Genomic DNA, 25,539 nt, shown 5'->3' on the forward strand with positions numbered 1-25,539 from the left:
AATTCTTTAAAAGAGTTTATTAATTTAAAAAAAATAAATTAATAGTATGTTAATATTTTTTAATAAAAATATTATTTTAATTTATAATATTTAATATTAAAATATTTTTTTATTAATATTTTTTATTTTTTTATAATTATATAGGACAAATAAATAATGAAATATATTGGATCACATGTTAGTATTTCTAAAGGCATTTCATATGCTATAGAATATTCTTATAAACTAAAATCTACAGCAATAGGTTTGTTTATTAAAAATCCTTTGCGATGGAAAGTTCCTAAGATTACTCAAAAAATTATAAAAGATTTTAAAAAAACATGTAAAAAATATAATTATTTATCTGAACAAATTTTACCACATAGTGGATTTTTAATTAATTTAGGACATCCAAATCCAGTTTTTTTAAATAAATCTAGATTATCTTTACTTGAAGAAGTATTACGATGTGAAGAATTGGGATTAAAATATTTAAATTTTCATCCAGGTAGTTATTTAAATAAAATTACTAAAAAAAAATGTTTAGAATTAATTTCTGATTCAATTAATTTTATTTTAGAAAAAACTAATAAAATTATTTTAGTGATTGAAAATACTGCAGGACAAGGAACTAATTTAGGTTATAATTTTGAACAATTATCTATAATTATTAATAGGGTAAAAAATAAAAAACGAGTTGGTATTTGTTTAGATACATGTCATTTATTTGCTGCAGGATATGATCTTAGAACTAAAAAAGATTATATTAAAACTTTTGATGCTTTTCATAAAAAAATTGGATTTAATTATTTAAAAGGTATACATTTAAATGATTCTAAAAATATTTTAGGAAGTAGAAAAGATCGACATGAAAATTTAGGATTAGGATATATTGGAAGAAATTTTTTTGAATGGATTATTCAAGATTTGAGATTTGAAAAAAAACCAATAATTTTAGAAACAATTAATAAAAGTTTATGGTTAGAAGAAATTTCTTGGTTACAATCAAAAGATATACTATAGCATAAAAAAATTTGCTTCATTTTTTTATTATTTAAAATTTAAAAAATATTTTATATTATATTAGGATTAAATATGATTACTATATATGCTAGTAAAAGAAATTTTTTTGGCACAAAAAATAGCAGACGATTACGTTTAAAGAATTATTTTCCATCAATTATTTATGGTAAGAAAAAAAAACCTATATTAATTCAATTAAGACAAGATGATATATTAAATTTATTTAATAAAAACAATTTAATTAATAAAAATTTTTTAATAATTATTAAAAATCTAAAAATTAATGTTAAATTACAAGAAATACAAAAACATCCGTTTAAACATAAATTTGTTCATATTGATTTTTTAAGAATATAAATTTTATTATTTTTTTAAAACATTTAAATATTAATATTTTGTTATAATTAATTTAATAATTATCTTTTCAATTTAAAGATAAAATTTGTATATTTTAATATTTTATATATTTGAAAAAGTTATTTATAATAAAATATTTTTATAATTGTAGATCTTAAAACGATCATTTCTGGATAAAATTGTAAAATTAATAAATTTATTATTCCAATAATAAAAATTATTATAGGTAATAAAAATATATAATTTTTTTTTAAAAAATATATTATTTCGTAATAATTTTTATTTTTAAAATTTTGTAAAATTATCCATAAACTTAAAAAAATAGTTATAATATTAAATATACAAAATTTTTTAAAATAATTATTTTCAGAATAATTAGGAGTTTGAATAAATATACAAGTAAGTATTCCTGGTGCTAAATATATTATAGGCCAAATGATACAACTGATTAAGTTTGGAAAAAAAAATTTTTTAAAAAAAGAAATTTCTAACATTCCTGATAAAATTGGAATTAATGGTCTTGTAATTCCAATAAATTTACCTAAAAATATTGTAATCAAATTATATTTTTTTAATAATTTTTGAACTTTTTTAATTATTATTAAATTTTTTTGGAAAATTTTTAAATTTTTAATTAAATTTTTACATTTCCAACCTATAAAATAAGAAATCCAGTCTCCTAATAAACATCCTATTATTGAAGCAAGCCAAATAGGATAAAATTTTTTATTTGAATGTATAATTGCAGCTCCTAAAGTTGACATTATTAATATTCCAGGTAAAAAAAAACCTATTAATGCCAAAGATTCTATAAACGAAATACACATGGTAATAATCATGAAATACATAATTGATTGTTTAGAAATATAATTAAGAAATGTTTCCATTTTTATATCCTTGTAATAAATTTATTTATTAAAATTTTAGTTTATTTAAAAATATTTTTAATTTAAAATTTTTATTTTTTAATTTTAGTATTATTTTTCATATTTAACAAAGTTTTTTTTATTTTATATTTAAAATAATATTAATTATTAAAATAATTTATATAAAATTTTTTTTATTTTATAAAATAAATTTTTAAATTAATAAGTTTAATATTTTATATCGAAATTTAATTTTTTATTTTTATTAAATAATTTTTATTTTAAGATTTGAATAAATTTTAACAAAATATTTAATAAAATAAAATATCAACAGATATTTTAACATCATTTATTATTTAAATTTTTTTAGTTTATTTAAAAATATATTTTTTAAGATCATAAACTTTAAAGATAATAAAAATATTTTCTATACATAATTTTTTTAAAATGAGTATTAAATATTTTTATGAATAAGATATGATATAAATAATTCAAGTTATATTTATAATATATTTATTACAAGCAATTAATTTTATTTTTTTAAAAAATAATATTTAAAATATTTTTTTAGTAAATAAATAAAAAATTTTTAATAATTTTTTATAAAAAATATAATATTTGATTAACTTTTTTAGTTTTAAAGAGATTTTATGATATATTTTAAAAAAAATAGATATAAAAAATTTTTACAAAAAAAAAATTTTGGACAAGTTTTTTTAAAAGATAAATTTGTTATTAAAAAAATAATTAAATATATTAGTCCTACTGTAGATGATTTACTTTTAGAAATTGGTCCTGGATTAGGAGCTCTAACTATTCCTATATCTCATAAAGTAGATATATTAAATGTAGTAGATATAGATATAGACATATTAAATTTTTTTAAAAAAAAAAATTTTTTTTCAAAAATAAATTTTTTTTTACAAGATATTTGTAATTTTAATTTTGAAGAATTTTACTTAAAAAATAAAAAAAATAAAATAAGAATTTTTGGAAATCTTCCATATAATATTTCTACTTTTTTATTAATGTATTTAATTAAATTTAATTTGATTATTCAAGATATGCATTTTATGTTACAAAAAGAAGTTGCAAATCGCATTTTATCATATCCTAATAGTAAATTATATGGACGTTTAAGTATTTTAATACAATATTTTTTTAAAGTAAAAAAATTATTTGATGTTACTCCACAATCTTTTTATCCTGTTCCAAAAATTTATTCTACTTTTTTAAAACTTTCTCCGCATAAAGTTTTTCCACAATTTAATTTTAATTTAAATATATTAAGTAAAATTACAAAAACAGCATTTTCTAAAAGAAGAAAAATATTAAAGCATAGTTTAAAAAGTTTATTTTCTGAGAATACATTATTAGAATTAAATATTAATCCTAAATTTCGTGCAGAAAATTTATCATTAAAAGAATATTGTCAGCTAACAGATTATTTAGTACGTAAAAATATGTAAAATTTATCAAATATAAAAATATTTTTTAGATTTTAAATTTTTTTATTTTTATTAATTTTTAACATAGGAATATTTATTTATGAGTACTTATTTTATAGGTGATATTCATGGATGTTATGATCAATTTTATTCACTTTTAGAAAAAGTAAAATTTAATGATATAAAAGATGAAATATGGATTACAGGAGATTTAGTAGGACGAGGACCAAAGTCTTTAGAAGTATTAAAATATGTGTTTTCATTAAAAAAAAAAGCAAGATTAGTTTTAGGAAATCATGACTTAAATTTATTATCTATATATTTTAATATAGAAAAAAAATCTATAGAAAAAGAAATTTCAGAATTATTAAATTTTTCTAGTTTGAAATTTATAATTAAAAAATTAAAAAATACTCCTTTAGTTCAGTATGATTTAAATAGAAAAATATTGATGTCACATGCTGGAATTTTTCCAAAATGGACTCTTAAAGAAATTATAAAATATTCAGAAGAAGCGCAGTTTAAACTATCTGGAAAGAATTTTTTAAAATATTTAAGGTATATGAAAGGTGATTTTCCAAATGTTTGGTCTAAAAATCTGAATAAATATAATCGTTTTCGTTTTATTGTAAATTCTTTTACTCGCATGAGATATTGTAATATAAATTCAGAATTAGATTTTAGCTATAAAGACACTCCTCCTCATTTTAATAAAAATTTTTTACCTTGGTTTTCTATTAAAAATAAATTAGATTCAGATTATTCTATATTTTTTGGACATTGGTCTTCTTTAAAAAATACAACAACACCAGAAAATTTCTTTTCTTTAGATACTGGTTGTTGTTGGGGTAGAAAATTAACTATTTTAAGATGGGAAGATAAAAAAAAATTTACTATTGAATGTAATTCATTAAAATAATATATTTTACATTTTTTCTAATATTTCATGAAAATAAATTAAATTACTTTTTTTATCTATAAAATTTTTTGTTTGATATATTTTTTTCCATTTATAATTTTTATATTTTGGAAAAAATACATCTCCTGGAATTATTTTTTTTACATGAGTAAGATATAGTTTAGTTGTTATAGGGAGAAATTGAGAATATATTTCTCCTCCTCCTATAATCATTTTTTCTGAATAACTTTTTGATAATTTTATTGCGTCTTGTATAGATTTAGCCCATTTTATTGGATATTTTTTATTTAAATGTATAGATTTATGTTTTTTTTTACTAAGAATAATATGTTTTCTCATAGGCAAAGGAATTTTTATTGTATTCCATGTATTCCTGCCCATAATAATGACTTTATTAATAGTGTGCTTTTTAAACCATAACAAATCTTTAGAAATATTCCATGGAATTTTATTTTTTTGAGAAATAACATAATTTTGTGATATTGCTGCAATTATACTAATCATATTATATATTTTTTTTTATTTTTTTATGTAGTTCTTGTAAACTTATAATATTTTTAAATGGATTTGTTTTTAATGATTGAATTGATGCTAATGCTCCATTAATTGTTGTATTATAGTAAATTTGGTTTTTAATAGCATGTCTGCGAATAATTTTTGATTTTTTTATTTCTTCTGTAGAATAAGCGGTGTTAATGATATATGAATATTCATTATTTTTTATTCTATCTTTGATATTAGGATGATTTTCATAAATATGATTTACTTTTCTTACAGAAATGTTGTTTGCGCGTAAAATTTTAAATGTATTATATGTTGCATCAATTTTAAAATTAAATTGTATTAATTTTTTTGATAATTTAATAATTTTTTCTAAATTAAGATCTTCAATCGATAATAAGACTCTTTTTTTGTTATTAATCATAGTTTGTGTACTAATCATTGCTTTACCAAAAGCTTCTGCAAACGTTTTTCCAATACCCATAACTTCTCCAGTAGATCTCATTTCTGGACCAAGGATTGGATCTGCATTAGAAAATTTATTAAATGGAAAAATAGATTCTTTTATAGAAAAATAAATAGTTTTTATTTCATCTTGTATAAATTTTTGTTTTTTTAAAGATATTCCAATCATAACTTTAGTAGCTATTTTAGCTAATGGAAAACTAGTAGCTTTAGAAATAAAAGGTATAGTGCGAGCTGCTCTTGGATTCACTTCAATGACATATAATTTATTATTTTTTACTGCAAATTGTATATTTATTAATCCTTTAATTTTTAATTCTAAAGCAATTTCTGTTACTTGTTTTTTAATTAATTTTAATATTTCATGAGTTAGTGAGAATGAAGGAAGTGAGCAAGCTGAATCTCCTGAATGTACTCCTGCTTGTTCAATATGTTCCATAATTCCTCCAATTAATACTTGTTTTTTATCACAAACAGCATCTACATCTATTTCTATAGCATCATTTAAATAATGATCTATTAAAACTGAATTTTTTTTATTTTTTTGTATTTTTTTTGTAAAATATTTTTTTAGATTTTTTTCATTATATATAATTTCCATAGATTTTCCTCCTAAAACATATGAAGGTCGAATCATCATCGGATATTTAATTTTTTTTGATTCTTTAATTGCTTCTTCTAAATTCGTTACTGTAGCATTTTTTGGTTGTTTAAGATTTAATTTTTTAATAATATTTTGAAATATATCTCTGTTTTCTGCTTGATCAATAGATTTTGCATTAGTTCCAATAATTTTTATTTTTTCTTTATTTAAAAGTTTTGCTAATTTTAATGGTGTTTGCCCTCCAAATTGAATAATTATACCTTGAGGTTTTTCAATTTTAATAATCTCTAATACATTTTCTAATGTAATTGGTTCAAAATATAATCTGTCTGAAATATCATAATCTGTAGAAACAGTTTCTGGATTACAATTAATTATAATTGTTTCAAAATGATTTTCTTTTAATGCTTGCGCAGCATGTACACAGCAATAATCAAATTCAATTCCTTGTCCAATTCTATTAGGACCACTTCCTAAAATAATAATTTTTTTTTTGTTTAGTGTAGGTTTAGATTCACATTCATCTTCCCAAGTTGAATACATATATGCAATAGAAGTTTTAAATTCTGCAGCGCATGAGTCTACTCTTTTATACACTGGATAGATTTTATTTTTATATCTTAATTCTCTAATTTTATTTTCTTTTGTATTAGTTAATTTAGCAATTCTTGAATCTGAAAATCCTTTTTGTTTAATTTTTCTTAAAAAATTTATATTTTTAATTTTTTGATAATTATTTATTATTTTGTTTTCTAAATCAATAATTTCTTTAATTTGTATTAAAAACCATTTATCAATAGATGTTAATTGATGTATTTTTTCGATATTTATATTATGTCTAAATGCATCACCTATATACCATAATCGATTAGAACTAGGTTCTTTTAGTTCTTTTTTTATTTTTTCTATAATATTTTTTTTATAAAATTTAATTTTTGAATTAAATCCATCATAATCGTTTTCTAAGCTTCGTATTGCTTTTTGTAAAGATTCTTGAAAAGTACGTCCAATAGCCATTACTTCTCCAACAGATTTCATTTGCGTAGTTAATTTATTATTACTATTCGGAAACTTATCAAAATTAAATCTTGGAATTTTAGTTACTACATAATCTATAGATGGTTCAAAAGAAGCTGGAATATTTACTCCAGAAATTTTGTTATTTAATTCATCTAAAGTATATCCAATAGCTAGTTTTGTAGCAATTTTTGCGATAGGAAATCCAGTAGCTTTAGATGCTAAAGCAGAAGAACGAGAAACTCTTGGGTTCATTTCTATAACTACCATTTTTCCATTTTTTGGATTGATTGCAAACTGAACATTTGATCCTCCGGTTTCGATACCAATTTCTTTAAGAATATTTATAGAAGCATTTCTCATTATTTGATATTCTTTATCAGTTAATGTTTGAGCTGGAGATACTGTAATTGAATCTCCTGTATGTATTCCCATAGGATCAAAGTTTTCTATTGAACATACGATAATACAATTATCATTTTTATCTCTTACAACTTCCATTTCATATTCTTTCCATCCAATCATAGATTCATCAATTAATAGTTCTTGTGTTGGCGATAAATTTAATCCTCTAGTACAAATATCTTGAAATTCTTTTTGATTATATGCAATTCCTCCACCTGTGCCTCCCATAGTAAAAGATGGTCTTATAATACATGGGAAACCTATTTTTTTTAGTATACGAAAAGCTTCTTTTAAAGAGTGAGCAATTCCTGATTTAGGTACATTTAGATGTAATTTTTTCATAGATTGTCTAAATAATCTTCTATCTTCTGCTTTTTTAATAGATTTAACTGTTGCTCCAATCATTTTTACTTTAAATTTAGATAAAACTTTTTGATGATATAAATCTAAAGCACAATTTAATGCTGTTTGACCACCCATAGTTGGAAGTAATGCATCTGGTTTTTCTTTTTTAATAATATTTTTAACTATTTTCCAATGAATGGGTTCGATATATGTTTTATCTGCGATTTCTGGATCAGTCATAATTGTCGCAGGATTAGAATTGATTAAAATAACTTTATATCCTTCTTCTCTTAAAGCTTTACAAGCTTGCGCTCCGGAGTAGTCAAATTCGCATGCTTGACCAATAATTATAGGTCCTGCTCCAAGTACTAATATAGATTTAATATTTTTATTTTTAGGCATTTTATTCTCTTTAATATATTATTTTTTTTGATTTACTAATTTTGAAAATTGATCAAATAAAAATGAAGAATCGTTAGGTCCTGGACATGCTTCTGGATGTCCTTGAACACTGAATATAGGTTTATTATTAATTTTTATTCCTTGTATTGTATTATCAAATAAAGATATATAAGTAATTTTTATTTTTTTTGGTAGATTAGTTTTTTTTACAACAAAATTATGATTTTGCGAAGTAATAAAGATTTTTTTTGTGCAAATATTTTGTATAGGATGGTTGCTGCCATGGTGTCCAAATTTCATTTTTTTTATTGTAGCACCATTAGCTAATGCAAGAATTTGATGACCAAGGCATATTCCAAATATTGGTATATTGTATTGTACTAATTTTTTTACAGATTTTATTGCTTTTTTAAAATTTCTTGGATCTCCTGGGCCATTTGATAAAAATATTCCATGTGGAGAAAGTTTTAATATTTTTTTATAACTTGTATATTCTGGAACAACTATTACGTTACATTTTCTATCTTTCAACATTCTTAAAATATTTGTTTTAATTCCAAAATCATATACAATGATATTTTTTTTTTTCATGGGATAAAAATCATATTTTTTATTTTTTTTAGAATGTATGTTGATGCTTTTTTTGTTCCATTGATATATTTTTTTTTTATTATTATTCTTTATTTTAGTTATAATGTTTTTTTTATATACAACTATATCTGCATAACTATTAAATTTTGGAATTTTCTTTAAACATATAATACAACCTTGTTGTGATCCTTTGCTTCTAATTTTTTTTGTTAATTTTCTAGTATCAATATTTGTAATTGTTAATATTTTTTTTTTTTTTAAATAATCTACTAGACTTTGTGTACTTCGATAATTACTAGATATAGGAGAAATTTCACGTATGATTAATCCTTTCACATGTATTAAAGAAGATTCTTCGTCATTTATATTTACTCCTACATTTCCAATATGTGGATAAGTAAATGTAATTATTTGATTTTTGTAAGATGGATCTGTTAATACTTCTTGATATCCTGTCATAGATGTATTAAATACAACTTCTCCAGTTTCTATACCTTGAATTCCTATAGATTTTCCATAAAATTTGCTTCCATCTTCTAGAATTAAAACAGCATTTTTTTTCAAAATTGCCTCTATATTTTAAATTTAATTTATATGAATGAAATATTTAAGGATATTAATATAATAAGTTTTCTAAATTTATTGATTTTTTAAGACATCATTGATATTAAATAATCCATTTTTTTTGTTATATATCCATATAGCGCTTTTAAGAGCTCCATGAGCAAATGATTTTCTATTAAATGCTTGATGCGTAATAGTAATGTTTTCTCCTTGAGTTGAAAATAGTATAGAATGTTTACCTATAGTTTCTCCTGCTCTGATACTACTAAATCCTATTTCATTTTTTTTTCTTTGATAATTTGAATGATTTCTATTATATACAGCAATATCATCTAAATTTAATTTCATGTGTTTAGCAATAGATTTTCCTAAAGTTAAAGCTGTTCCAGAAGGTGAATCAATTTTATGACGATGATGAGATTCTATAATTTCTATATCTGAATCTTTACCAATTTGTTTTGTAGTAATTTTTAAAAGATTTAATATTAAATTAATGCCTATGCTGAAATTTGTAGAGTATAAAATACTAATTTTCTTAGATTTTTCTTTAATATCTAAATAGTTTTCTTTAGATAAACCTGTGGTTCCAATTATTATTTTTTTATTATATTTATAACAAAAATTTACATTTTTCATAGTATTTTTTGGATTTGTAAAATCTATTAAAACATCAAAATCTTTATGGTTATTTATTTCTGTGTAAACTTTTATTTTATTTTTTTTAAGATTTTGAAGTGTTTTTTTATTATTATTTGTTATATTTTTATCTTTTTTAATAATTATTGAATTTAAACAAAGTGTTTTGAAATTTTTTATTTCTTGTATGAGACATTTACCCATTTTTCCTAGAGCACCGGAAATAGAAATTCTAATAATTTTTTTATTCATTATTTGATTAACCTTATAATTTTTAATTATTTAGTAAATATATTGAGTGTAGTATAACTTTTTAAAATAATTTTAAGTTTTACATTTATTAAAATATAAGCATGATTTATATAATTTAATTAAGATTTTTAAAAAAATATATTATTAATTAATATATTTATAATATTTTAAATATCAGATAGAGAATATTTTATAAAAATATTGTTTATTTATTATTTTTAAAAAATAATAATATACAACCAAATATAATGCTTATATCAGATATATTAAATGTTGGAAAATGTAAGTTTTCATAATGTAAATCAAAAAAGTCTATAATATATCCATATTTTATTCTATCTATAGTATTTCCAATAAATCCACTTATAATAAAAGAAATTTCATAATATTTTTTTAGATTTTTTTTTAAAAATAAATTATATATTAAAATTATCATTATGATAATGAAAATTATATTAATTAAATTAATAAACATATAATTCCAAATTTTTTTATATGAGTACCATCCAAATATAAATCCATAATTTTTGACATATATTATATTTAATATATTAAGAATTTTAATTTTATGATAACTTTTAAAATTTTTTAAAATAAAAGATTTAGTTATATAATCTGTAAATAATATTAATTGAATGATAATAATTGTAATATTATTATTTATTGTATAAAAAATTTTATTCATTTATGCAAATATTCTTTTTTCCTCTTTTTCATTAATATTATTTATACATTTATTACAGATGTTTGATATTTCTTTTGTTTCATTTTTTTGAATTTTATAATAATTCCAACATCTATTGCATTTTTTCCCAGTATGTTTTTTCAGTTCTATTTTAATTCCTTCAACTTTTTTATTTTTTTTTAAATTTTTTGGAGCATATAGATATTTTTTAATTGAGCATTTAGAAGTTAAAAATATGAATTTTAATTCATTTTCAAAAATTTTAAATTTTTGAAATAGTTTTGATTTTAAATATAATTTTAATGATATTTCTAAAGAACTATAAATTTTTTGATCTTTTTTTTCTTTTTCTATCATTTTATTTATTTCATTTTTGATTTGAAAAATTATCTTCCAAGTTTGTGCATTAATTATATCTGTATTCGGTATTAAGAAAAGTTTATTAAACCATTTTTGTGTAAAGATATTTGTGTTTATATAAGGTATATTTTTCCATATTTCATAAGATGTAAATGGTATGATAGGTAAAATCCATATAGCAAAAGCCTGTATTATTAAGTATATTGCTGTTTGACAACTTCTTCTATTTTGACTATTTTTATGAGACGTATATAAACGATCTTTAATGATATCAAAATATATAGAACTCATTTCTAAAAAACAAAAATTTAAAATTTTTTTAGTAACTTTATGAAATTTGTATTTTTGATAAAGATTTTTAATTTGTATTTGTACTTTTAAAGTTTTTTCTATTGCCCAAAGATCTATTTTTAACATTTTATCTTTTGATAAAGAATTCTTTTTAGGATTAAAATCATATAAATTACTTAATAAAAATCTTGCTGTATTTCGTATTTTTCTGTAAGAATCTGTAGTTTGTTTGATAATATTTTGAGAAACAGAGATATCTTTAGAATAATTGCTAGATGCAACCCATAATCGTAATATATCTGCTCCAAATTTTTTAATTATATCATTTGGGCTAATTGTATTTCCAACAGATTTAGACATTTTTTGTCCGTCTTGATCTATTGTAAAGCCATGTGTAATGACTTGTTTAAATGGAGCTTGGTTTTTTATAATAGAGGAAATTATTAAAGATGACATAAACCATCCTCTGTGTTGATCTGATCCTTCTATATATAAATCAGAAATATTTTCTTTTTTTTTATATAAATATATAGGAGAAGTATGTATACAACCTGATTCAAACCATACGTCTAAAATATCTGAGGATTTACGATAAGATTGACTATCTTTTTTTAAAAATTTATTTTTGTCTAAATTCCACCATGCTTCTATTCCATTTTTTTTCACAAGATAAATAATTTTTTTTAAAAGTTTATTTGTATCATTATGTAATAATCCTGTGTCTTTATGTATAAAAAAAGGTAATGGTACACCCCAAGATCTTTGTCTAGAGATACACCAATCTGGTCGATTTTTTATTAATAATTGTAGATTATTTTTAGTCCATTTTGGTATCCATGAAACATTTTTTGTAATATGAATTGTTTTTTTTTTAAATGTTTTTTTATTAATGTTAATAAACCATTGTTGAGTAGATCTAAATATAACTGGAGATTTATGTCTCCAACAATGAGGATAACTATGTTTAATAGATTTTAGTTGTAATAAAGAATTATTTTTTTTTAATAGAGAAATAATTATTTGATTAGATTTAAAAATATTTTTTTTATATATATTTGTATGAATATTTTTTTTGTAATTACCATAAGAATCAATTAAATTTTTTGGTTGAATATGATATTTTTGACATGCAATATAGTCTTCTTGACCATGTGCAGGAGCTGTATGTACAATTCCAGTTCCAATTTCTAAAGTTACATGTGAACTTAGTATTGTTGGAATATTTATATTAAGAAAAGAGTGCCAAAAATTTAAATTTTCTAATTTTTTTCCTATAATAGATCCAATTTTTTTATATTTTTTTATTTTTAGAGTTTTAAATACTTCTTTAACTTTTTTTTCAGCAAGAATAAATATTTTTTTTTTTGTTTGAATTAAACTGTAAATAAATTTTGAATTGATTGAAATAGCTTGACTTGCTGGTAAAGTCCATGGTGTTGTAGTCCAAATAATAATATATATATTTTTTATAATAGTTTTTTTTTTACTATATTTAAATATTTTAAAAATTTTTTTTGGATTACAAGATTTTAAAGAAAAATATATAGAATCTGATTTTTTTTCTTTATATTCTACTTCTGCTTCTGCTAAAGAAGATTGACATTTAATACACCAATGTATTGGTTTTAATCCTTGATACAAAAAATTTTTTTTAAGAATTTTATAAATTATTCGTATTATATTTGCTTGATTATGATAATCCATTGTTAATAATGAATTTTTCCAATCAGCTAAGACACCTAATCTTATGAAATCTTTTTTTTGTTTTAAAACTTGTTTAAGTGCATGTTTTCTGCATTTTAAACGAATGTCTTTTTTAGTTAAATTACAAAAATTTTTTTTATGTTTTTTTTCGATATTATGTTCAATAGGTAAACCATGACAATCCCAACATGGAATAAATGGTACTTGATATCCTTCAAGTGTTTTATATTTAATAATTATATCTTTTAAAATTTTATTTAAAGCATGACCTATATGTATTTTACCATTTGCATATGGAGGTCCATCATGAATAATAAATTTTTTTTTATTTTGTCTTGATGTAATAATTAATGCATAAATATTTTTTTCTTTCCATTCTTTTAATATTTCTATTTCTTTTTGTGGTAAATTTCCTCTCATAGAAAATTTAGTTTGAGGTAAATTTAAGGTATTTTTATAATTTATCATAAGTTTTTTTTCTTATTTTGTATTAATAGTATATAATTGAGAATTAATTTTTATAATTTTATCAAAAGTAAATTTTTATTAATTGTAGAATTTATATATTTTATATTGAAAATATTTAATTTTTATGTTTTGTACTAAAAAAATTATTTTAGTATAATGAAATTATATTATAAGTATTTAAATGCAGGAGTTTATTATGGCTAATTTAAAATCTTCTAAAAAAAGTATTCTGTTATCTGTTAAAAGAAAAATTTCTAATAATAAAAATCGTTCTATGATTAAAACATACATAAAAAAAGTTTTATTATGTATTACGATTAATGATTTTAATAAATCAATGATTGCTTTTAAAAAAATGCAATCTGTAGTAGATCGATATTCTATGAAAAAAATTATACATAAAAATAAAGCAGCACGATATAAATCTAATTTATTAAAAAAAATTAGAAACATATCAAAATAAATATTTTTATTTAATAAAAAATTTTTAGAGAAGCAGTATTGTTTCTAAATTTTATATTAATTTATGAAATTAATACCGCTTTATATTTTATTCTCATTTTGTTAAATCTTGAAAAAATTTTTTTACACCATCAAAAAATCTTTTTGAACGAGGGTTATTTTTATCTCCTTGATTACCTTTTAAACTATTATTTAAATCATATAGAAGTTTTTTTTGATATTGATTAAGATTAATTGGTGTTTCCACTATAATTTTACATAATAAATCTCCTGTTATATAGTTTCTAATTGATTGTACACCTTTTCCTTTTACTCGAAATAATTTACCTGTTTGTGTTTCTGGTGGAATTTTGATTTTTACTTGTCCATTTAAGGTTGGTACTTCAACTTTTCCACCTAATGCTGCTAGAGTAAAATTAATAGGAATTTCACAGTATAAATCATTTTTTTTTCTTGTGAAAATAGGATGTTTTTTAATATTGATTTGTATATATAAATCTCCAGAAGCAGCTCCGTTTTCTCCAGCTTCACCTTCGTTGTTTAATCTAATTTTATCATTATTATCTACTCCAGCAGGAATTTTTATAGAGAGTTTTTTAGATTTTTGAATTCTTCCATATCCATTACAAGTATGACATGGATTTTTAATAAATTTTCCTTGACCTTGGCACGAAGGACATGTTTGTTGTACTGTAAAAAATCCTTTTCTCATATGTATATTTCCTTTTCCATGACATGTATTACAATTTTCTGGAACTGTTCCTGTTTGTGTTTTATTTCCACGACACGTATGACATTGTTGCAAAGATGGAATATGAATTTCTTTAACTACACCTTTAACTGCTTCTTCTAAGTTTAATGAAATATTATACTGTAAATCTGATCCACGATTATTTTGTCTTTGATTGCTGTTTTCAAAAATATCTCCAAATACATCTCCGAATATATCTCCGAAATCAGTTGAACTGCTAAAAGATCCATTAAAATCATTTCCAGAAGAATTTTGTTCAAAAGCAGAATGTCCATATTGGTCATACGCTGCTCTTTTATCTGGATTAATTAAAATTTCATATGCTTCTTTAATTTCTTTAAATTTTATTTCTGAGGATTTACTGTTGTTATTTCTATCAGGATGGTGTTTTACAGCAAGTCTTTTATAAGCTCGTTTTATTTCTCTATCAGTAGCTGATTTAGAAATATTTAAAATTTTATAATAATCTTTTTTATTCATATTTTTATCTCTTTTTAAATATTTATTATATATATTTTAAACGGGCGTAGATTTTTTTATTTCTTCGCCCGTTTGCACTAAAAAAATTAATAAATATTAATAATATTAACTTTATTTTTTTGAATTTTTTACTTCTTCAAATTCCGCATCTACTACTTTTGGATCTTTTTTTGATTCAGAAGAAGTATTATTTTCATTAGATTTGTTAGATGTGTTTTGTTGTTTTGTAGCTTCTATTAATTTTGAAGATACTTTTAACAATTCTTGTATTTTAGATTCAATTTCTTGTTTATTTTCTTTTTTTAATGCTTCATCTAGATTTTTTAACGCTAATTCAATAGATTCTTTATCTTTGATATCAATTTTATCTTTACATTCTTCTAATTGTTTTCTAGTGCTATGTGAAATTTGATCTCCTTGATTTCTAATTTGAACTAATTCTTCAAATTTTCGATCTTCTTCAGCATGAGCTTCTGCTTCGGAAATCATTTTCTTAATTTCTTCTTCTTTTAATCCAGAAGAGGCTTGTATAGTAATTTTTTGTTCTTTTCCAGTTTTTTTATCTTTTGCAGATACATGTAAAATTCCATCTGCATCAATATCAAATGTTACTTCTATTTGCGCCATTCCTCTTGGTGCTGGCTGTATTCCATCTAAATTAAATTGTCCTAAAGATTTATTATCGTTAGATTTTTTACGTTCACCTTGTAAAACATGAATTGTTACAGCTGATTGATTATCTTCTGCTGTAGAAAAGATTTGGCTATGTTTAGTTGGTATTGTAGTATTTTTATTAATTAAAGTTGTCATTACACCACCCATAGTTTCAATTCCTAGAGATAATGGTGTTACATCTAATAATAAAACATCTTTTACATCACCCGCTAAAACTCCACCTTGTACTGCTGCACCTACAGCTACAGCTTCATCTGGATTTACATCTTTTCTTGGTTCTTTTCCAAAGAATTCTGATACTTTTTTTTGTACCATCGGCATTCTTGTTTGTCCGCCGACTAATATTATATCGTTTATATCTTGTACAGATAGTTTTGCATCTTTTAATGCTATTTTTACAGGATTAATAGATTTTTTTACTAAATCTTCTACAAGTGATTCTAATTTAGCTCGAGTGACTTTAATGTTTAAATGTTTTGGTCCATTTGCATCTGCTGTGATGTATGGTAGATTAATATTTGTTTCTTGCGTAGAAGATAATTCAATTTTAGCTTTTTCTGCAGCTTCTTTTAATCTTTGCATAGCTAATGAATCATTTTTTAAGTTAAATCCTTGTTGTTTTTGAAATTCTTCAACTAAATAATTTATTAATCTGCTATCAAAATCTTCTCCACCTAAATGTGTATCTCCGTTAGTTGCTAATACTTCAAATGTTTTTTCTTTATCTACTTCATCTATTTCTATAATAGAAATATCGAATGTTCCACCACCTAAATCATATACAGCAATTGTTTTATTCCCTTTATTTTTATCTAATCCATATGCTAATGCTGCAGCAGTAGGCTCATTAATTATTCTTTTAACGTTTAATCCTGCTATTTTTCCTGCATCTTTTGTTGCTTGTCTTTGTGTATCGTTAAAATATGCTGGTACAGTAATAACAGCTTCAGTAACTTTTTCTCCTAAATAATCTTCTGCTGTTTTTTTCATTTTTTTTAAAACTTCAGCAGATATTTGAGGAGGTGCTATTTTTTGATTTTTTATATTAATCCATGCATCGTTATTATTTGATTTAACAATTTCATAAGGCATAATAGAAAGATCGCGTTGTACTTCTTGATCTGTAAATTTTCGACCGATTAATCTTTTAATTGCAAAAAGTGTATTTTTTGGATTAGTAATAGCTTGTCTTTTAGCAGGTTGCCCAACGAGAATTTCTCCATTTTCAGTATAAGCAATAATTGAAGGTGTAGTACGTTCTCCTTCAGAATTTTCTAAAACTTTAGCTTTATTACCATCCATAATAGCTACACAAGAATTTGTTGTACCTAAATCGATTCCAATAATTTTACCCATGTAAATCTCCTTGTGTTATGTGATTATAAAATTAAAAATTTTTAAAAATATAATTTTTTTAAAAAATGATATAAATTTAATTATTATCAATAACAATAAAATGGGGACTATTTAAAATACCTCAAGTCTTTGAGAATAAATTATTTTAAATATAATTTAAAAAGTTAGTTTTATAATTTTATAATATTTTTTTAAAAATATATTAACAATGTTATTATACTTGAAAAATGATTATTTTACATGTGATATATCAATAGAATTAAAATATTTATAATTTAAATATTTTAAAATATTTTTATTTATAAAAATATTTTTTCCTGGAGAGAATATGCTTTATCAAAATATTATGCAATATATAAATTTTTTTTCTTTTTTATTTTTTATATTTTCATTTTGTTGTATTGTATTGTTTTTTAGTTGGATTTTAGGAGGAAAATCTTCTTCTTATGAAAAAAATCTACCTTTTGAATCTGGAGCTCCTTCTACTGGAAACGCTAGTTTAAGATTTTCAATAAAATTTTATTTGATAGCAATGTTTTTTGTGATATTTGATATTGAATCTTTATATATATATTCTTGGTCTATATGTGTTAGAGAAGCAAAATGGGTTGGATTAATTGAAATGTCTTTTTTTATTTTTATGATATTATTATCTTTAATATATTTATTTAGAATAAAAGCGTTAAAATTTTTTGAAGATAATAAGTTTAAAAATCATAATTCATCTGAATAATATATGAGGATTTAATGAAATATACTTTAACTAAGATAAATTTTAAAAAAAATAATGAAAAAATAGAAAAAATTACTAATGATCCAATTAAACTAGCGATAAAAAATAATATTTTTTTTGGAAATTTAAAAAAAATTATTAATTATTTAGTTAATTGGGGTAGAAAAAATTCTTTATGGCCTTATAATTTTGGATTATCGTGTTGTTATGTTGAAATGGTTACTTCTTTTACTTCCGTACATGACGTATCTCGTTTTGGTTCAGAAGTTTTAAGAGCATCTCCACGACAAGCAGATGTTATGATTATTGCTGGAACCCCATTTATTAAGATGGCACCTATTATTAAACGTTTATATGATCAAATGTTAGAACCAAAATGGGTAATTTCTATGGGTTCTTGTGCAAATTCTGGTGGTATGTACGACATTTATTCAGTAGTACAAGGTATAGATAAAATTTTACCTGTAGATATCTATATACCTGGTTGTCCTCCTAGACCTGAAGCTTATATGCAAGGATTAATGCTTTTGCAAAAAGTTATTGCAGAAGAAAGAAGACCTTTATCTTGGGTTGTAGGTGACCAAAAAATTTATAAAGCAAATTTTAAATCTAGAAGAGAAAAGAATCGCTCTAAAATAGTTTCTTTATATGATCTTAAAAATCCAAATAAAGTATAATTTTATAATTTTTAAATAATATAAATTAATTTAATTATAGAATTTTATAGTAAGGTATAAAAAAATTTATGTTGAATGATAATAATGATGTTTTTTTCTCTAAAAAAAATACATGGGAAGAATATTTTAGATTTCCTATTATTAAAACTTTATCTAATATTTTTGGAGTAGAAAGTTTTTTTATACAAAAAACTTGTATTGATCATCCAGTTATTTGGATTAAAAAAGAGAATTTATTAGATTTTATAGATTTTTTATATAAAAATAATTGTTATGATATGTTATTTGATTTACATGCAATTGATGAAAGAATGAGAGTAAATAGAAACACTTTTCCTAAATCTGATTTTTCTGTTTTTTATTATTTTTTATCTATTAATAAGAATTTAGATTTAATGCTGAAGGTTCCATTATTTGAAAAAAATTTAACAGTTCCAACAATTACTAATTTTTATTCAAATGCTAATTGGTATGAACGAGAAATATGGGATATGTTTGGAATTAATTTTTCTGGACATCCGTGTTTAAAACGTATTTTAATGCCTAAAAATTGGATAGGTCATCCATTAAGAAAAGATTATCCTGCAAGAGCGACAGAATTTTCTTTATATACTTTAACACAGGAAGTACAAGATTTAGAAATGTCTGCTTTAAAGTTTGATCCAAAAGAATGGGGTATGCAAACAAATAATCATAATGAAGATTTTATGTTTTTGAATGTAGGACCAAATCATCCTTCTGCTCATGGTGCTTTTCGTATTATTTTACAATTGAAAGGAGAAAAAATTATCAATTGTGTGCCAGATATTGGATATCACCATAGAGGTGCTGAAAAAATGAGTGAACGACAATCTTGGCATAGTTATATTCCTTATACAGATCGTATTGAATATTTAGGTGGATGTGTTAATGAAATGCCATATATTTTATCAATTGAAAAACTAGCTGGAATTGTTGTTTCTGCTCGTGTTGAATGTATTCGAGTAATGCTTTCAGAATTATTTCGTATAAATAGTCATTTATTATATATTTCAACTTTTATTCAAGATGTTGGATCTATGAGTTCTGTTTTTTTAGCATTTACTGATCGTCAAAAAATTTATGATGTAATAGAATTAATTACTGGATTTCGAATGCATCCTGCTTGGTTTAGGATTGGAGGACTAGCTAATGATTTACCTAAAGGATGGGAAAGACTATTAAAAGATTTATTAGATTGGATTCCTAAAAGATTAAATTTATATATTAATATTGCTTTAAAAAATAGTATTTTAATAGCGCGATCTAAAGGAATCGCAGCTTATAATAAAAAAGAAGCTTTATCTTGGGGAGTTACAGGAGCTGGATTAAGAGCAACAGGAGTTAATTTTGATTTAAGAAAAAATAGACCTTATTCAGGATATGAAAATTTTGATTTTGAAATACCTATAGGTAATGGAATTAGTGATTGTTATCATAGAGTTTTATTAAAAGTAGAAGAAATATATGAAAGTTTAAAGATTTTAAAACAATGTTTAAAAAATATGCCTGAAGGTTCATATAAATCTGATCATCCTTTAACTACTCCTCCTTCTAAAGAAAACACATTACAAGATATAGAGACTTTAATTACACATTTTTTACAAGTTTCATGGGGTACTGTAATTCCATTTGGAGAAAATTTACAAATGATTGAAGCTACTAAAGGTATTAATAGTTACTATATAATTAGTGATGGAAGTACGATGAGTTATCGTACTAGAATTAGAACTCCTAGTTTTGCACATTTACAGCAAATTCCTTCTGTTATAAAAAATAGTTGTATATCAGATTTAATTGTATATTTAGGTAGTATTGATTTTGTTATGTCAGATGTGGATAGGTAAAGATAAAATGAATAAAATAAAAAAATTTAATCAAAAAATATTTATTATTAATAATATAATATATAAAGAAATTAATAGTTTAACAAAGCATACTTTAGATAATCGATCGATTTTAATTGAATCTTTAAAAATTGTACAAAAATATTATGGATGGGTTTCAGATAAGTCTATTATATTTTTATCTGAAGTATTAAAGATTCCAGTTAGTGAAATAGAAAGTGTAGCTACTTTTTATAGTCAGATTTTTAGAAATCCTGTAGGTCGTTATGTAATTAAATTTTGTGATAGTGTTGTATGTTATATTACTGGATATAAAAAAATTAAACGTTTATTAGAAAATAAATTATGTATTAAATGTGGCGAAACAACTACAGATAATAATTTTACATTATTGCCCATTTGTTGTTTAGGTGCATGTGATAAAGGACCTGTACTTATGATTAATAATAAAATATATTTTCATTTAAATAAAAATTCTATTTTAAAAATTTTGGATTCATTAAAATGAGCAATAAAAATTTATTAGAAGAATCAAATCCTTTAACTTGGCGTTTTAGAGAAGATAAAAAAACTATATGGATTAAAGAATATATTAAAAAAAATGGTTATTCTGCTTTAAAAAAATGTTTGAATGAAATGACTTCTCAGCAAGTTGTTGAAAAAGTAATTCAATCAGGTTTAAAAGGACGAGGAGGAGCAGGATTTCCAACAGGTATAAAATGGAGTTTAATGCCAAAAGGTAAAGAATATACAACAAAATATTTAATATGTAATGCAGATGAAATGGAACCTGGTACATATAAAGATAGATGGATAATTGAAAATTCTCCTCATCAATTAATTGAAGGAATGATCATTGCAGCTTATGCTTTAAATGTCTCATATGGATATATTTTTTTACGTGGTGAATATTTTGTTCCAGAAAATATATTAATTAAGGCTTTAGATCAATCGTATAAAAATAATTTTTTAGGTAAAAATATATTAAATAGTAATTTTTCTTTTAATCTTTATTTACATACTGGAGCAGGAAGATATATTTGTGGAGAAGAAACAGCTTTAATTAATTCTTTAGAAGGAAAAAGAGCTAATCCAAGGATTAAGCCTCCATTTCCTGCAAATATAGGATTATGGGGTAAACCTACTTGTGTAAATAATGTTGAAACATTAATTAATATTCCAGTAATTATTTCTCATTCTGTTAGTTGGTATAAAAATCTTTCAAAAAATGAGGATTCCGGAACAAAATTAATGGGTTTTTCTGGGCTTGTAAAAAATCCAGGAATATGGGAACTACCATTTGGTATTACTGCAAGAGAAATTTTAGAAAAATATGCTGGAGGTATGAAAAGTAATTTAAAATTAAAAGCTTGGTTACCTGGAGGAGCAGGAACAGATTTATTATTAGAAGAACATTTAGATGTAGAAATGGGTTTTACGAGTATTCAAAAAATTGGTAGTAGATTAGGTACAGGATTATCTTTAGCTATAGATAATAAAACAAATATTATTAAATTATTACTTAATTTAGAAAAATTTTTTGCTAGAGAATCATGTGGATTATGTACACCCTGTCGAGAAGGATTACCATGGATAGTAAAAATTTTAAAGTCTTTAAAAAATAATAAAGGATGTCAAGGAGATGTAGAAATTTTAAAAAATTTATGTTTACAAATGAGTCCTGGAAATACATTTTGTGCACATGCACCAGGAGCTGCTGCACCATTAAAAAGTGCTATGAAATACTTTATTCAAGAGTTTAAAGATAAAATTACGATTAAAAAAAATGATATCGTAATAAAAATTCCAGGTATACAAACTAATTTTAAAAAATAGATTAAATAAAAATTTTTAATTTAGTTTAATAATTTTATCAGTATTGTATAAGTTATTTAATATTATTCTTTATTTTAAGAAAAAATTTGGAAAAATTAGATATGTTTAAAATTAATATAGATGGGAAAGACTATAATGTTCACTCATCAAGTAATTTACTTCAAGTTTGTTTAACTTTAGGATTTAATATTCCTTATTTTTGTTGGCATCCAAAACTAGGTAGTGTAGGAGCATGTAGACAATGTGCTGTAAAAAAATATCAAGATAAAAATGATGTTTCTGGAAGAATTGTTATGTCTTGTATGACTCCTATAGAAGAAAATTCTATAATTACTATTAATGATATTGAATCTAAAAATTTTAGAAAAAATATTATTGAATTATTGATGTTAAACCATCCACATGATTGTCCTATATGTGAAGAAGGTGGAAATTGTCATTTACAAGATATGACAGTTATGACTCAACATACTCATCGTCGTTATAGATTTGAAAAAAAAACATATAAAAGTCAATATTTGGGATTTTTTATTTCTCATGAAATGAATCGATGTATTTCTTGTTATAGATGTGTCAGATATTATAAAGATTATGCAGATGGAAAAGATTTTGATGTATATGGTTCTAATCAAAATATTTTTTTTGGTCGATTTCAAGATGGAGAATTAGAAAGTGAGTATTCTGGAAATTTAATAGAAGTTTGTCCAACAGGTGTTTTTACTGATAAAACGCATTCAAAAAATTATACTAGAAAATGGGATTTACAGAATGCTCCTAGTATATGTTCTCACTGTAGTATTGGATGTAATATTACTGTTGGAGAAAGATATAATAAAATTAGACGTATAGAAAATAGATATCATGAAGATATAAATAATTATTTTTTATGTGATTTAGGTCGCTTTTCATATGGATATTCTAATTCTAAAGATAGATTAAATCATTGTTATATAAAAAATAAAAATATATATCAAAAAATTGATTTCAATATAGCAATAAAAAAATTTGTTAAAATACTTCGTAATTCATCAGTTATAATTGGTATTGGATCTCCTCGCGCTAGTATTGAAACAAATTTTATGTTAAAAACTTTAGTTGGTGAAAAAAATTTTTCTACTGGTATGATTGATATAGATCATAAATGTGCATCTTTGATTTTTAAAATATTAAAAAAAAATACTATTAAAATACCATCTTTAAAAGAAGTTGAAGATTATGATGTAATTTTTATTTTAGGAGAAGATGTAACACAAACTTCTTCAAGATTAGGTCTATCTATTAGACAAGCTTTAAAAAATATTCCTAAAAAAATATTAAAAAGTAATAATATACATAATTGGCATGCTTTAGCAATAAAAAATTTATCTTATTCTAACAAGAATTTTTTATTTATAACAAATGTATATAAAACAAAATTAGAAGATTTATCAAATTTTTCTTATGAAGCGCACGCACAAGATCAAGCTTATTTTGCATTTTGTATTTCAGAAAATTTAAAAGATAACTTTTCATATTCAGATACGTTACCAGATTATTTAAGAGAAAAATCCAGATATATTACAAATATATTACTTCAAGCAAAAAAAGTTTTAATTATTTCTGGATCACATTCTCGTAATTTAGATTTAATTAAATCTTCTTATAATATTGCAAGTAGTTTAAAAAAAGTAGGATCACAAGTTGGTTTAATTTTTTTAACACCTTATTCAAATTCTATGGGAACTTCTATTATTAATGGACGATCTGTAAATAATGTTTTAAATCAAGTTAAAAATAAAAACAATTCTACATTAATTATTGTAGAAAACGATTTATTTTGTGCATTTTCTAAATCTGATTTAAAAAAAACTTTAAAGAATATTAATAATATTATTGTTATAGATCATCAAAAAACAAAAATTTTTAATTATGCGAATATTTTTTTCCCAGCTGCAAATTTTTTTGAAAGTTCTGGGACTTTAATAAATTATGAACTCCGAGCACAAAGATTTTTTCAAGTATATAATACAAATTTTTATGATAATAAAATTAATATTCTTCCTGCTTGGAAAATTTTAAATTTATTAAATAAAAAAAGAGACTCTAAAAATAATTTTTTTAATAATTTAGATGAAATTATTAATGCATGTATACAAAATATATCTTTTTTAAAGAACATAAAAGAAGCTGCACCTGATTCATCTTTTAAAGTCATAGGGCAGAAAATTCCTCGTTCTTCAAATAGATCTAGTGGACGGACTTCTTTAAGAGCAGATATTGATGTTCATGAAATTTCTCAAATACAAGATAATGATACAATGTTTGCATTTTCTATGGAAGGTAGTGGAATTTACAAAAAATATACATCTTTTATTCCTTTTATTTGGTCTCCTGAATGGAATTCATCTCAAGGCATTCATAAATTTCAAAAAGAAGTTTCTGGAAGTTTATTATCTGGTAATACAGGAAAATTTTTATTACATAATAAATTAAATAATAAATATATGAGCTTTTCTAAAGTTCCAATTAGATTAAATAAAACTAATAATCTTGTTATTGTACCGTATTATTTATTATTTGGAAGTGAAGAGATTAGTCAATATTCTTCAGTTATTCAAAAAAAAATGATTAGTCCATATTTAATAATTAATACAAAAGATGCTCAACGTTTAAAAATATCAAATAAAAATAAAGTTTCTTTTACATATTTATCAGATACTTACACTTTTTATACAAGATTTTCTGATAGTCTAGCTTTAGGATATGTAGCTTTACCTATAGGTCAATCTAGAATTCCTATTTCTTTAATTGGAAAAGAAATACAAGATTTAAAGGAAGTATAA

Annotated in this window: 20 protein-coding genes; 11 read left to right on the forward strand and 9 right to left on the reverse strand. The window is 22.2% G+C overall.

Annotated features, from left to right (window positions below; genetic code table 11):
* Positions 1-156 precede the first annotated feature (156 nt).
* Positions 157-1,002 (forward strand): deoxyribonuclease IV, encoded by an 846-nt coding sequence (nfo, locus tag AB4W57_RS00535; protein ID WP_367677619.1) that lies wholly within the window; start codon positions 157-159, stop codon positions 1,000-1,002.
* Positions 1,003-1,074: 72 nt separating this feature from the next.
* Complete coding sequence (gene rplY / locus AB4W57_RS00540) at positions 1,075-1,359, forward strand: 50S ribosomal protein L25 (protein WP_367677620.1); 285 nt, start codon at positions 1,075-1,077, stop codon at positions 1,357-1,359.
* Between the two features lie 119 nt (positions 1,360-1,478).
* Here rplY and AB4W57_RS00545 read toward each other — a convergent pair whose 3' ends face one another.
* The gene (locus AB4W57_RS00545) at positions 1,479-2,246 is read right to left on the reverse strand and encodes a DedA family protein (protein ID WP_367677621.1); all 768 of its coding nucleotides are present in this window, start codon (positions 2,244-2,246) and stop codon (positions 1,479-1,481) included.
* Positions 2,247-2,875: 629 nt separating this feature from the next.
* Here AB4W57_RS00545 and rsmA point away from each other — a divergent pair.
* Entirely contained in the window at positions 2,876-3,694 is an 819-nt protein-coding gene (rsmA, locus tag AB4W57_RS00550) for a 16S rRNA (adenine(1518)-N(6)/adenine(1519)-N(6))-dimethyltransferase RsmA (RefSeq protein ID WP_367677622.1), read from the forward strand.
* A gap of 79 nt (positions 3,695-3,773) precedes the next feature.
* Positions 3,774-4,592: a symmetrical bis(5'-nucleosyl)-tetraphosphatase gene (locus tag AB4W57_RS00555; RefSeq protein ID WP_367677623.1), complete on the forward strand. Its 819-nt coding sequence runs from the start codon at positions 3,774-3,776 to the stop codon at positions 4,590-4,592.
* A 6-nt stretch (positions 4,593-4,598) separates the two neighbouring features.
* Here AB4W57_RS00555 and AB4W57_RS00560 read toward each other — a convergent pair whose 3' ends face one another.
* The 6 genes from AB4W57_RS00560 to ileS form a co-directional block, all read right to left on the reverse strand.
* Positions 4,599-5,096 (reverse strand): dihydrofolate reductase, encoded by a 498-nt coding sequence (locus AB4W57_RS00560; protein ID WP_367677624.1) that lies wholly within the window; start codon positions 5,094-5,096, stop codon positions 4,599-4,601.
* A gap of 1 nt (position 5,097) precedes the next feature.
* On the reverse strand, positions 5,098-8,331 hold the full coding sequence (gene carB, locus AB4W57_RS00565; protein ID WP_367677625.1) for a carbamoyl-phosphate synthase large subunit: 3,234 nt from the start codon (positions 8,329-8,331) through the stop codon (positions 5,098-5,100).
* A gap of 18 nt (positions 8,332-8,349) precedes the next feature.
* Entirely contained in the window at positions 8,350-9,486 is a 1,137-nt protein-coding gene (carA, locus tag AB4W57_RS00570; protein ID WP_367677626.1) for a glutamine-hydrolyzing carbamoyl-phosphate synthase small subunit, read from the reverse strand.
* A gap of 75 nt (positions 9,487-9,561) precedes the next feature.
* Positions 9,562-10,374: a 4-hydroxy-tetrahydrodipicolinate reductase gene (gene dapB / locus AB4W57_RS00575; protein ID WP_367677627.1), complete on the reverse strand. Its 813-nt coding sequence runs from the start codon at positions 10,372-10,374 to the stop codon at positions 9,562-9,564.
* A 205-nt stretch (positions 10,375-10,579) separates the two neighbouring features.
* A complete protein-coding gene (gene lspA, locus AB4W57_RS00580; protein ID WP_367677628.1) occupies positions 10,580-11,059 on the reverse strand; it encodes a signal peptidase II in 480 nt (159 codons plus the stop codon).
* A complete protein-coding gene (gene ileS, locus AB4W57_RS00585) occupies positions 11,060-13,882 on the reverse strand; it encodes an isoleucine--tRNA ligase (protein WP_367677629.1) in 2,823 nt (940 codons plus the stop codon).
* A gap of 196 nt (positions 13,883-14,078) precedes the next feature.
* On the opposite strand from ileS, the gene rpsT reads away from it, so the two are divergent.
* The gene (gene rpsT, locus AB4W57_RS00590) at positions 14,079-14,345 is read left to right on the forward strand and encodes a 30S ribosomal protein S20 (protein WP_367677630.1); all 267 of its coding nucleotides are present in this window, start codon (positions 14,079-14,081) and stop codon (positions 14,343-14,345) included.
* A 93-nt stretch (positions 14,346-14,438) separates the two neighbouring features.
* Here the strand turns inward: rpsT and dnaJ are convergent, their stop codons facing one another.
* Positions 14,439-15,575 carry a molecular chaperone DnaJ gene (gene dnaJ, locus AB4W57_RS00595; RefSeq protein ID WP_367677631.1) on the reverse strand — a complete coding sequence of 379 codons (1,137 nt, stop codon included), beginning with the start codon at positions 15,573-15,575 and terminating at the stop codon, positions 14,439-14,441.
* Positions 15,576-15,686: 111 nt separating this feature from the next.
* Positions 15,687-17,606 carry a molecular chaperone DnaK gene (dnaK, locus tag AB4W57_RS00600; RefSeq protein WP_367677632.1) on the reverse strand — a complete coding sequence of 640 codons (1,920 nt, stop codon included), beginning with the start codon at positions 17,604-17,606 and terminating at the stop codon, positions 15,687-15,689.
* Between the two features lie 328 nt (positions 17,607-17,934).
* On the opposite strand from dnaK, the gene ndhC reads away from it, so the two are divergent.
* The 6 genes from ndhC (at position 17,935) to nuoG (ending at position 25,539) form a co-directional block, all read left to right on the forward strand.
* Positions 17,935-18,339, forward strand: a complete 405-nt coding sequence (gene ndhC, locus AB4W57_RS00605; protein WP_367677633.1) for an NADH-quinone oxidoreductase subunit A — start codon at positions 17,935-17,937, stop codon at positions 18,337-18,339.
* Positions 18,340-18,353: 14 nt separating this feature from the next.
* A complete protein-coding gene (locus AB4W57_RS00610; protein ID WP_367677634.1) occupies positions 18,354-19,016 on the forward strand; it encodes an NADH-quinone oxidoreductase subunit B family protein in 663 nt (220 codons plus the stop codon).
* A gap of 68 nt (positions 19,017-19,084) precedes the next feature.
* Positions 19,085-20,881: an NADH-quinone oxidoreductase subunit C/D gene (nuoC, locus tag AB4W57_RS00615; protein WP_367677635.1), complete on the forward strand. Its 1,797-nt coding sequence runs from the start codon at positions 19,085-19,087 to the stop codon at positions 20,879-20,881.
* A gap of 7 nt (positions 20,882-20,888) precedes the next feature.
* Complete coding sequence (gene nuoE, locus AB4W57_RS00620) at positions 20,889-21,389, forward strand: NADH-quinone oxidoreductase subunit NuoE (RefSeq protein ID WP_367677636.1); 501 nt, start codon at positions 20,889-20,891, stop codon at positions 21,387-21,389.
* Positions 21,386-22,717: an NADH-quinone oxidoreductase subunit NuoF gene (gene nuoF / locus AB4W57_RS00625; RefSeq protein ID WP_367677637.1), complete on the forward strand. Its 1,332-nt coding sequence runs from the start codon at positions 21,386-21,388 to the stop codon at positions 22,715-22,717. Before nuoE ends, nuoF begins: the two co-directional genes overlap by 4 nt.
* 101 nt (positions 22,718-22,818) lie before the next feature.
* Entirely contained in the window at positions 22,819-25,539 is a 2,721-nt protein-coding gene (gene nuoG, locus AB4W57_RS00630; RefSeq protein WP_367677638.1) for an NADH-quinone oxidoreductase subunit NuoG, read from the forward strand.

The sequence above is a fragment of the Buchnera aphidicola (Chaitophorus populicola) genome (assembly GCF_964058995.1).
In the GTDB taxonomy this organism is placed as follows: domain Bacteria; phylum Pseudomonadota; class Gammaproteobacteria; order Enterobacterales; family Enterobacteriaceae; genus Buchnera_J; species Buchnera_J aphidicola_BO.

What these genes read in the sequence shown, in the direction of transcription:
- rpsT (WP_367677630.1), top strand. Translation starts at nt 14,079, where the DNA reads ATGGCTAATTTAAAATCTTCTAAAAAAAGTATTCTGTTATCTGTTAAA.
- nuoC (WP_367677635.1), top strand. Translation starts at nt 19,085, where the DNA reads ATGTTGAATGATAATAATGATGTTTTTTTCTCTAAAAAAAATACATGG.
- nuoE (WP_367677636.1), top strand. Translation starts at nt 20,889, where the DNA reads ATGAATAAAATAAAAAAATTTAATCAAAAAATATTTATTATTAATAAT.
- AB4W57_RS00545 (WP_367677621.1), bottom strand. Translation starts at nt 2,246, where the DNA reads ATGGAAACATTTCTTAATTATATTTCTAAACAATCAATTATGTATTTC.
- nuoF (WP_367677637.1), top strand. Translation starts at nt 21,386, where the DNA reads ATGAGCAATAAAAATTTATTAGAAGAATCAAATCCTTTAACTTGGCGT.
- dnaK (WP_367677632.1), bottom strand. Translation starts at nt 17,606, where the DNA reads ATGGGTAAAATTATTGGAATCGATTTAGGTACAACAAATTCTTGTGTA.
- ndhC (WP_367677633.1), top strand. Translation starts at nt 17,935, where the DNA reads ATGCTTTATCAAAATATTATGCAATATATAAATTTTTTTTCTTTTTTA.
- rplY (WP_367677620.1), top strand. Translation starts at nt 1,075, where the DNA reads ATGATTACTATATATGCTAGTAAAAGAAATTTTTTTGGCACAAAAAAT.
- AB4W57_RS00555 (WP_367677623.1), top strand. Translation starts at nt 3,774, where the DNA reads ATGAGTACTTATTTTATAGGTGATATTCATGGATGTTATGATCAATTT.
- dapB (WP_367677627.1), bottom strand. Translation starts at nt 10,374, where the DNA reads ATGAATAAAAAAATTATTAGAATTTCTATTTCCGGTGCTCTAGGAAAA.
- AB4W57_RS00610 (WP_367677634.1), top strand. Translation starts at nt 18,354, where the DNA reads ATGAAATATACTTTAACTAAGATAAATTTTAAAAAAAATAATGAAAAA.
- carB (WP_367677625.1), bottom strand. Translation starts at nt 8,331, where the DNA reads ATGCCTAAAAATAAAAATATTAAATCTATATTAGTACTTGGAGCAGGA.
- rsmA (WP_367677622.1), top strand. Translation starts at nt 2,876, where the DNA reads ATGATATATTTTAAAAAAAATAGATATAAAAAATTTTTACAAAAAAAA.
- nfo (WP_367677619.1), top strand. Translation starts at nt 157, where the DNA reads ATGAAATATATTGGATCACATGTTAGTATTTCTAAAGGCATTTCATAT.
- ileS (WP_367677629.1), bottom strand. Translation starts at nt 13,882, where the DNA reads ATGATAAATTATAAAAATACCTTAAATTTACCTCAAACTAAATTTTCT.
- lspA (WP_367677628.1), bottom strand. Translation starts at nt 11,059, where the DNA reads ATGAATAAAATTTTTTATACAATAAATAATAATATTACAATTATTATC.
- AB4W57_RS00560 (WP_367677624.1), bottom strand. Translation starts at nt 5,096, where the DNA reads ATGATTAGTATAATTGCAGCAATATCACAAAATTATGTTATTTCTCAA.
- dnaJ (WP_367677631.1), bottom strand. Translation starts at nt 15,575, where the DNA reads ATGAATAAAAAAGATTATTATAAAATTTTAAATATTTCTAAATCAGCT.
- nuoG (WP_367677638.1), top strand. Translation starts at nt 22,819, where the DNA reads ATGTTTAAAATTAATATAGATGGGAAAGACTATAATGTTCACTCATCA.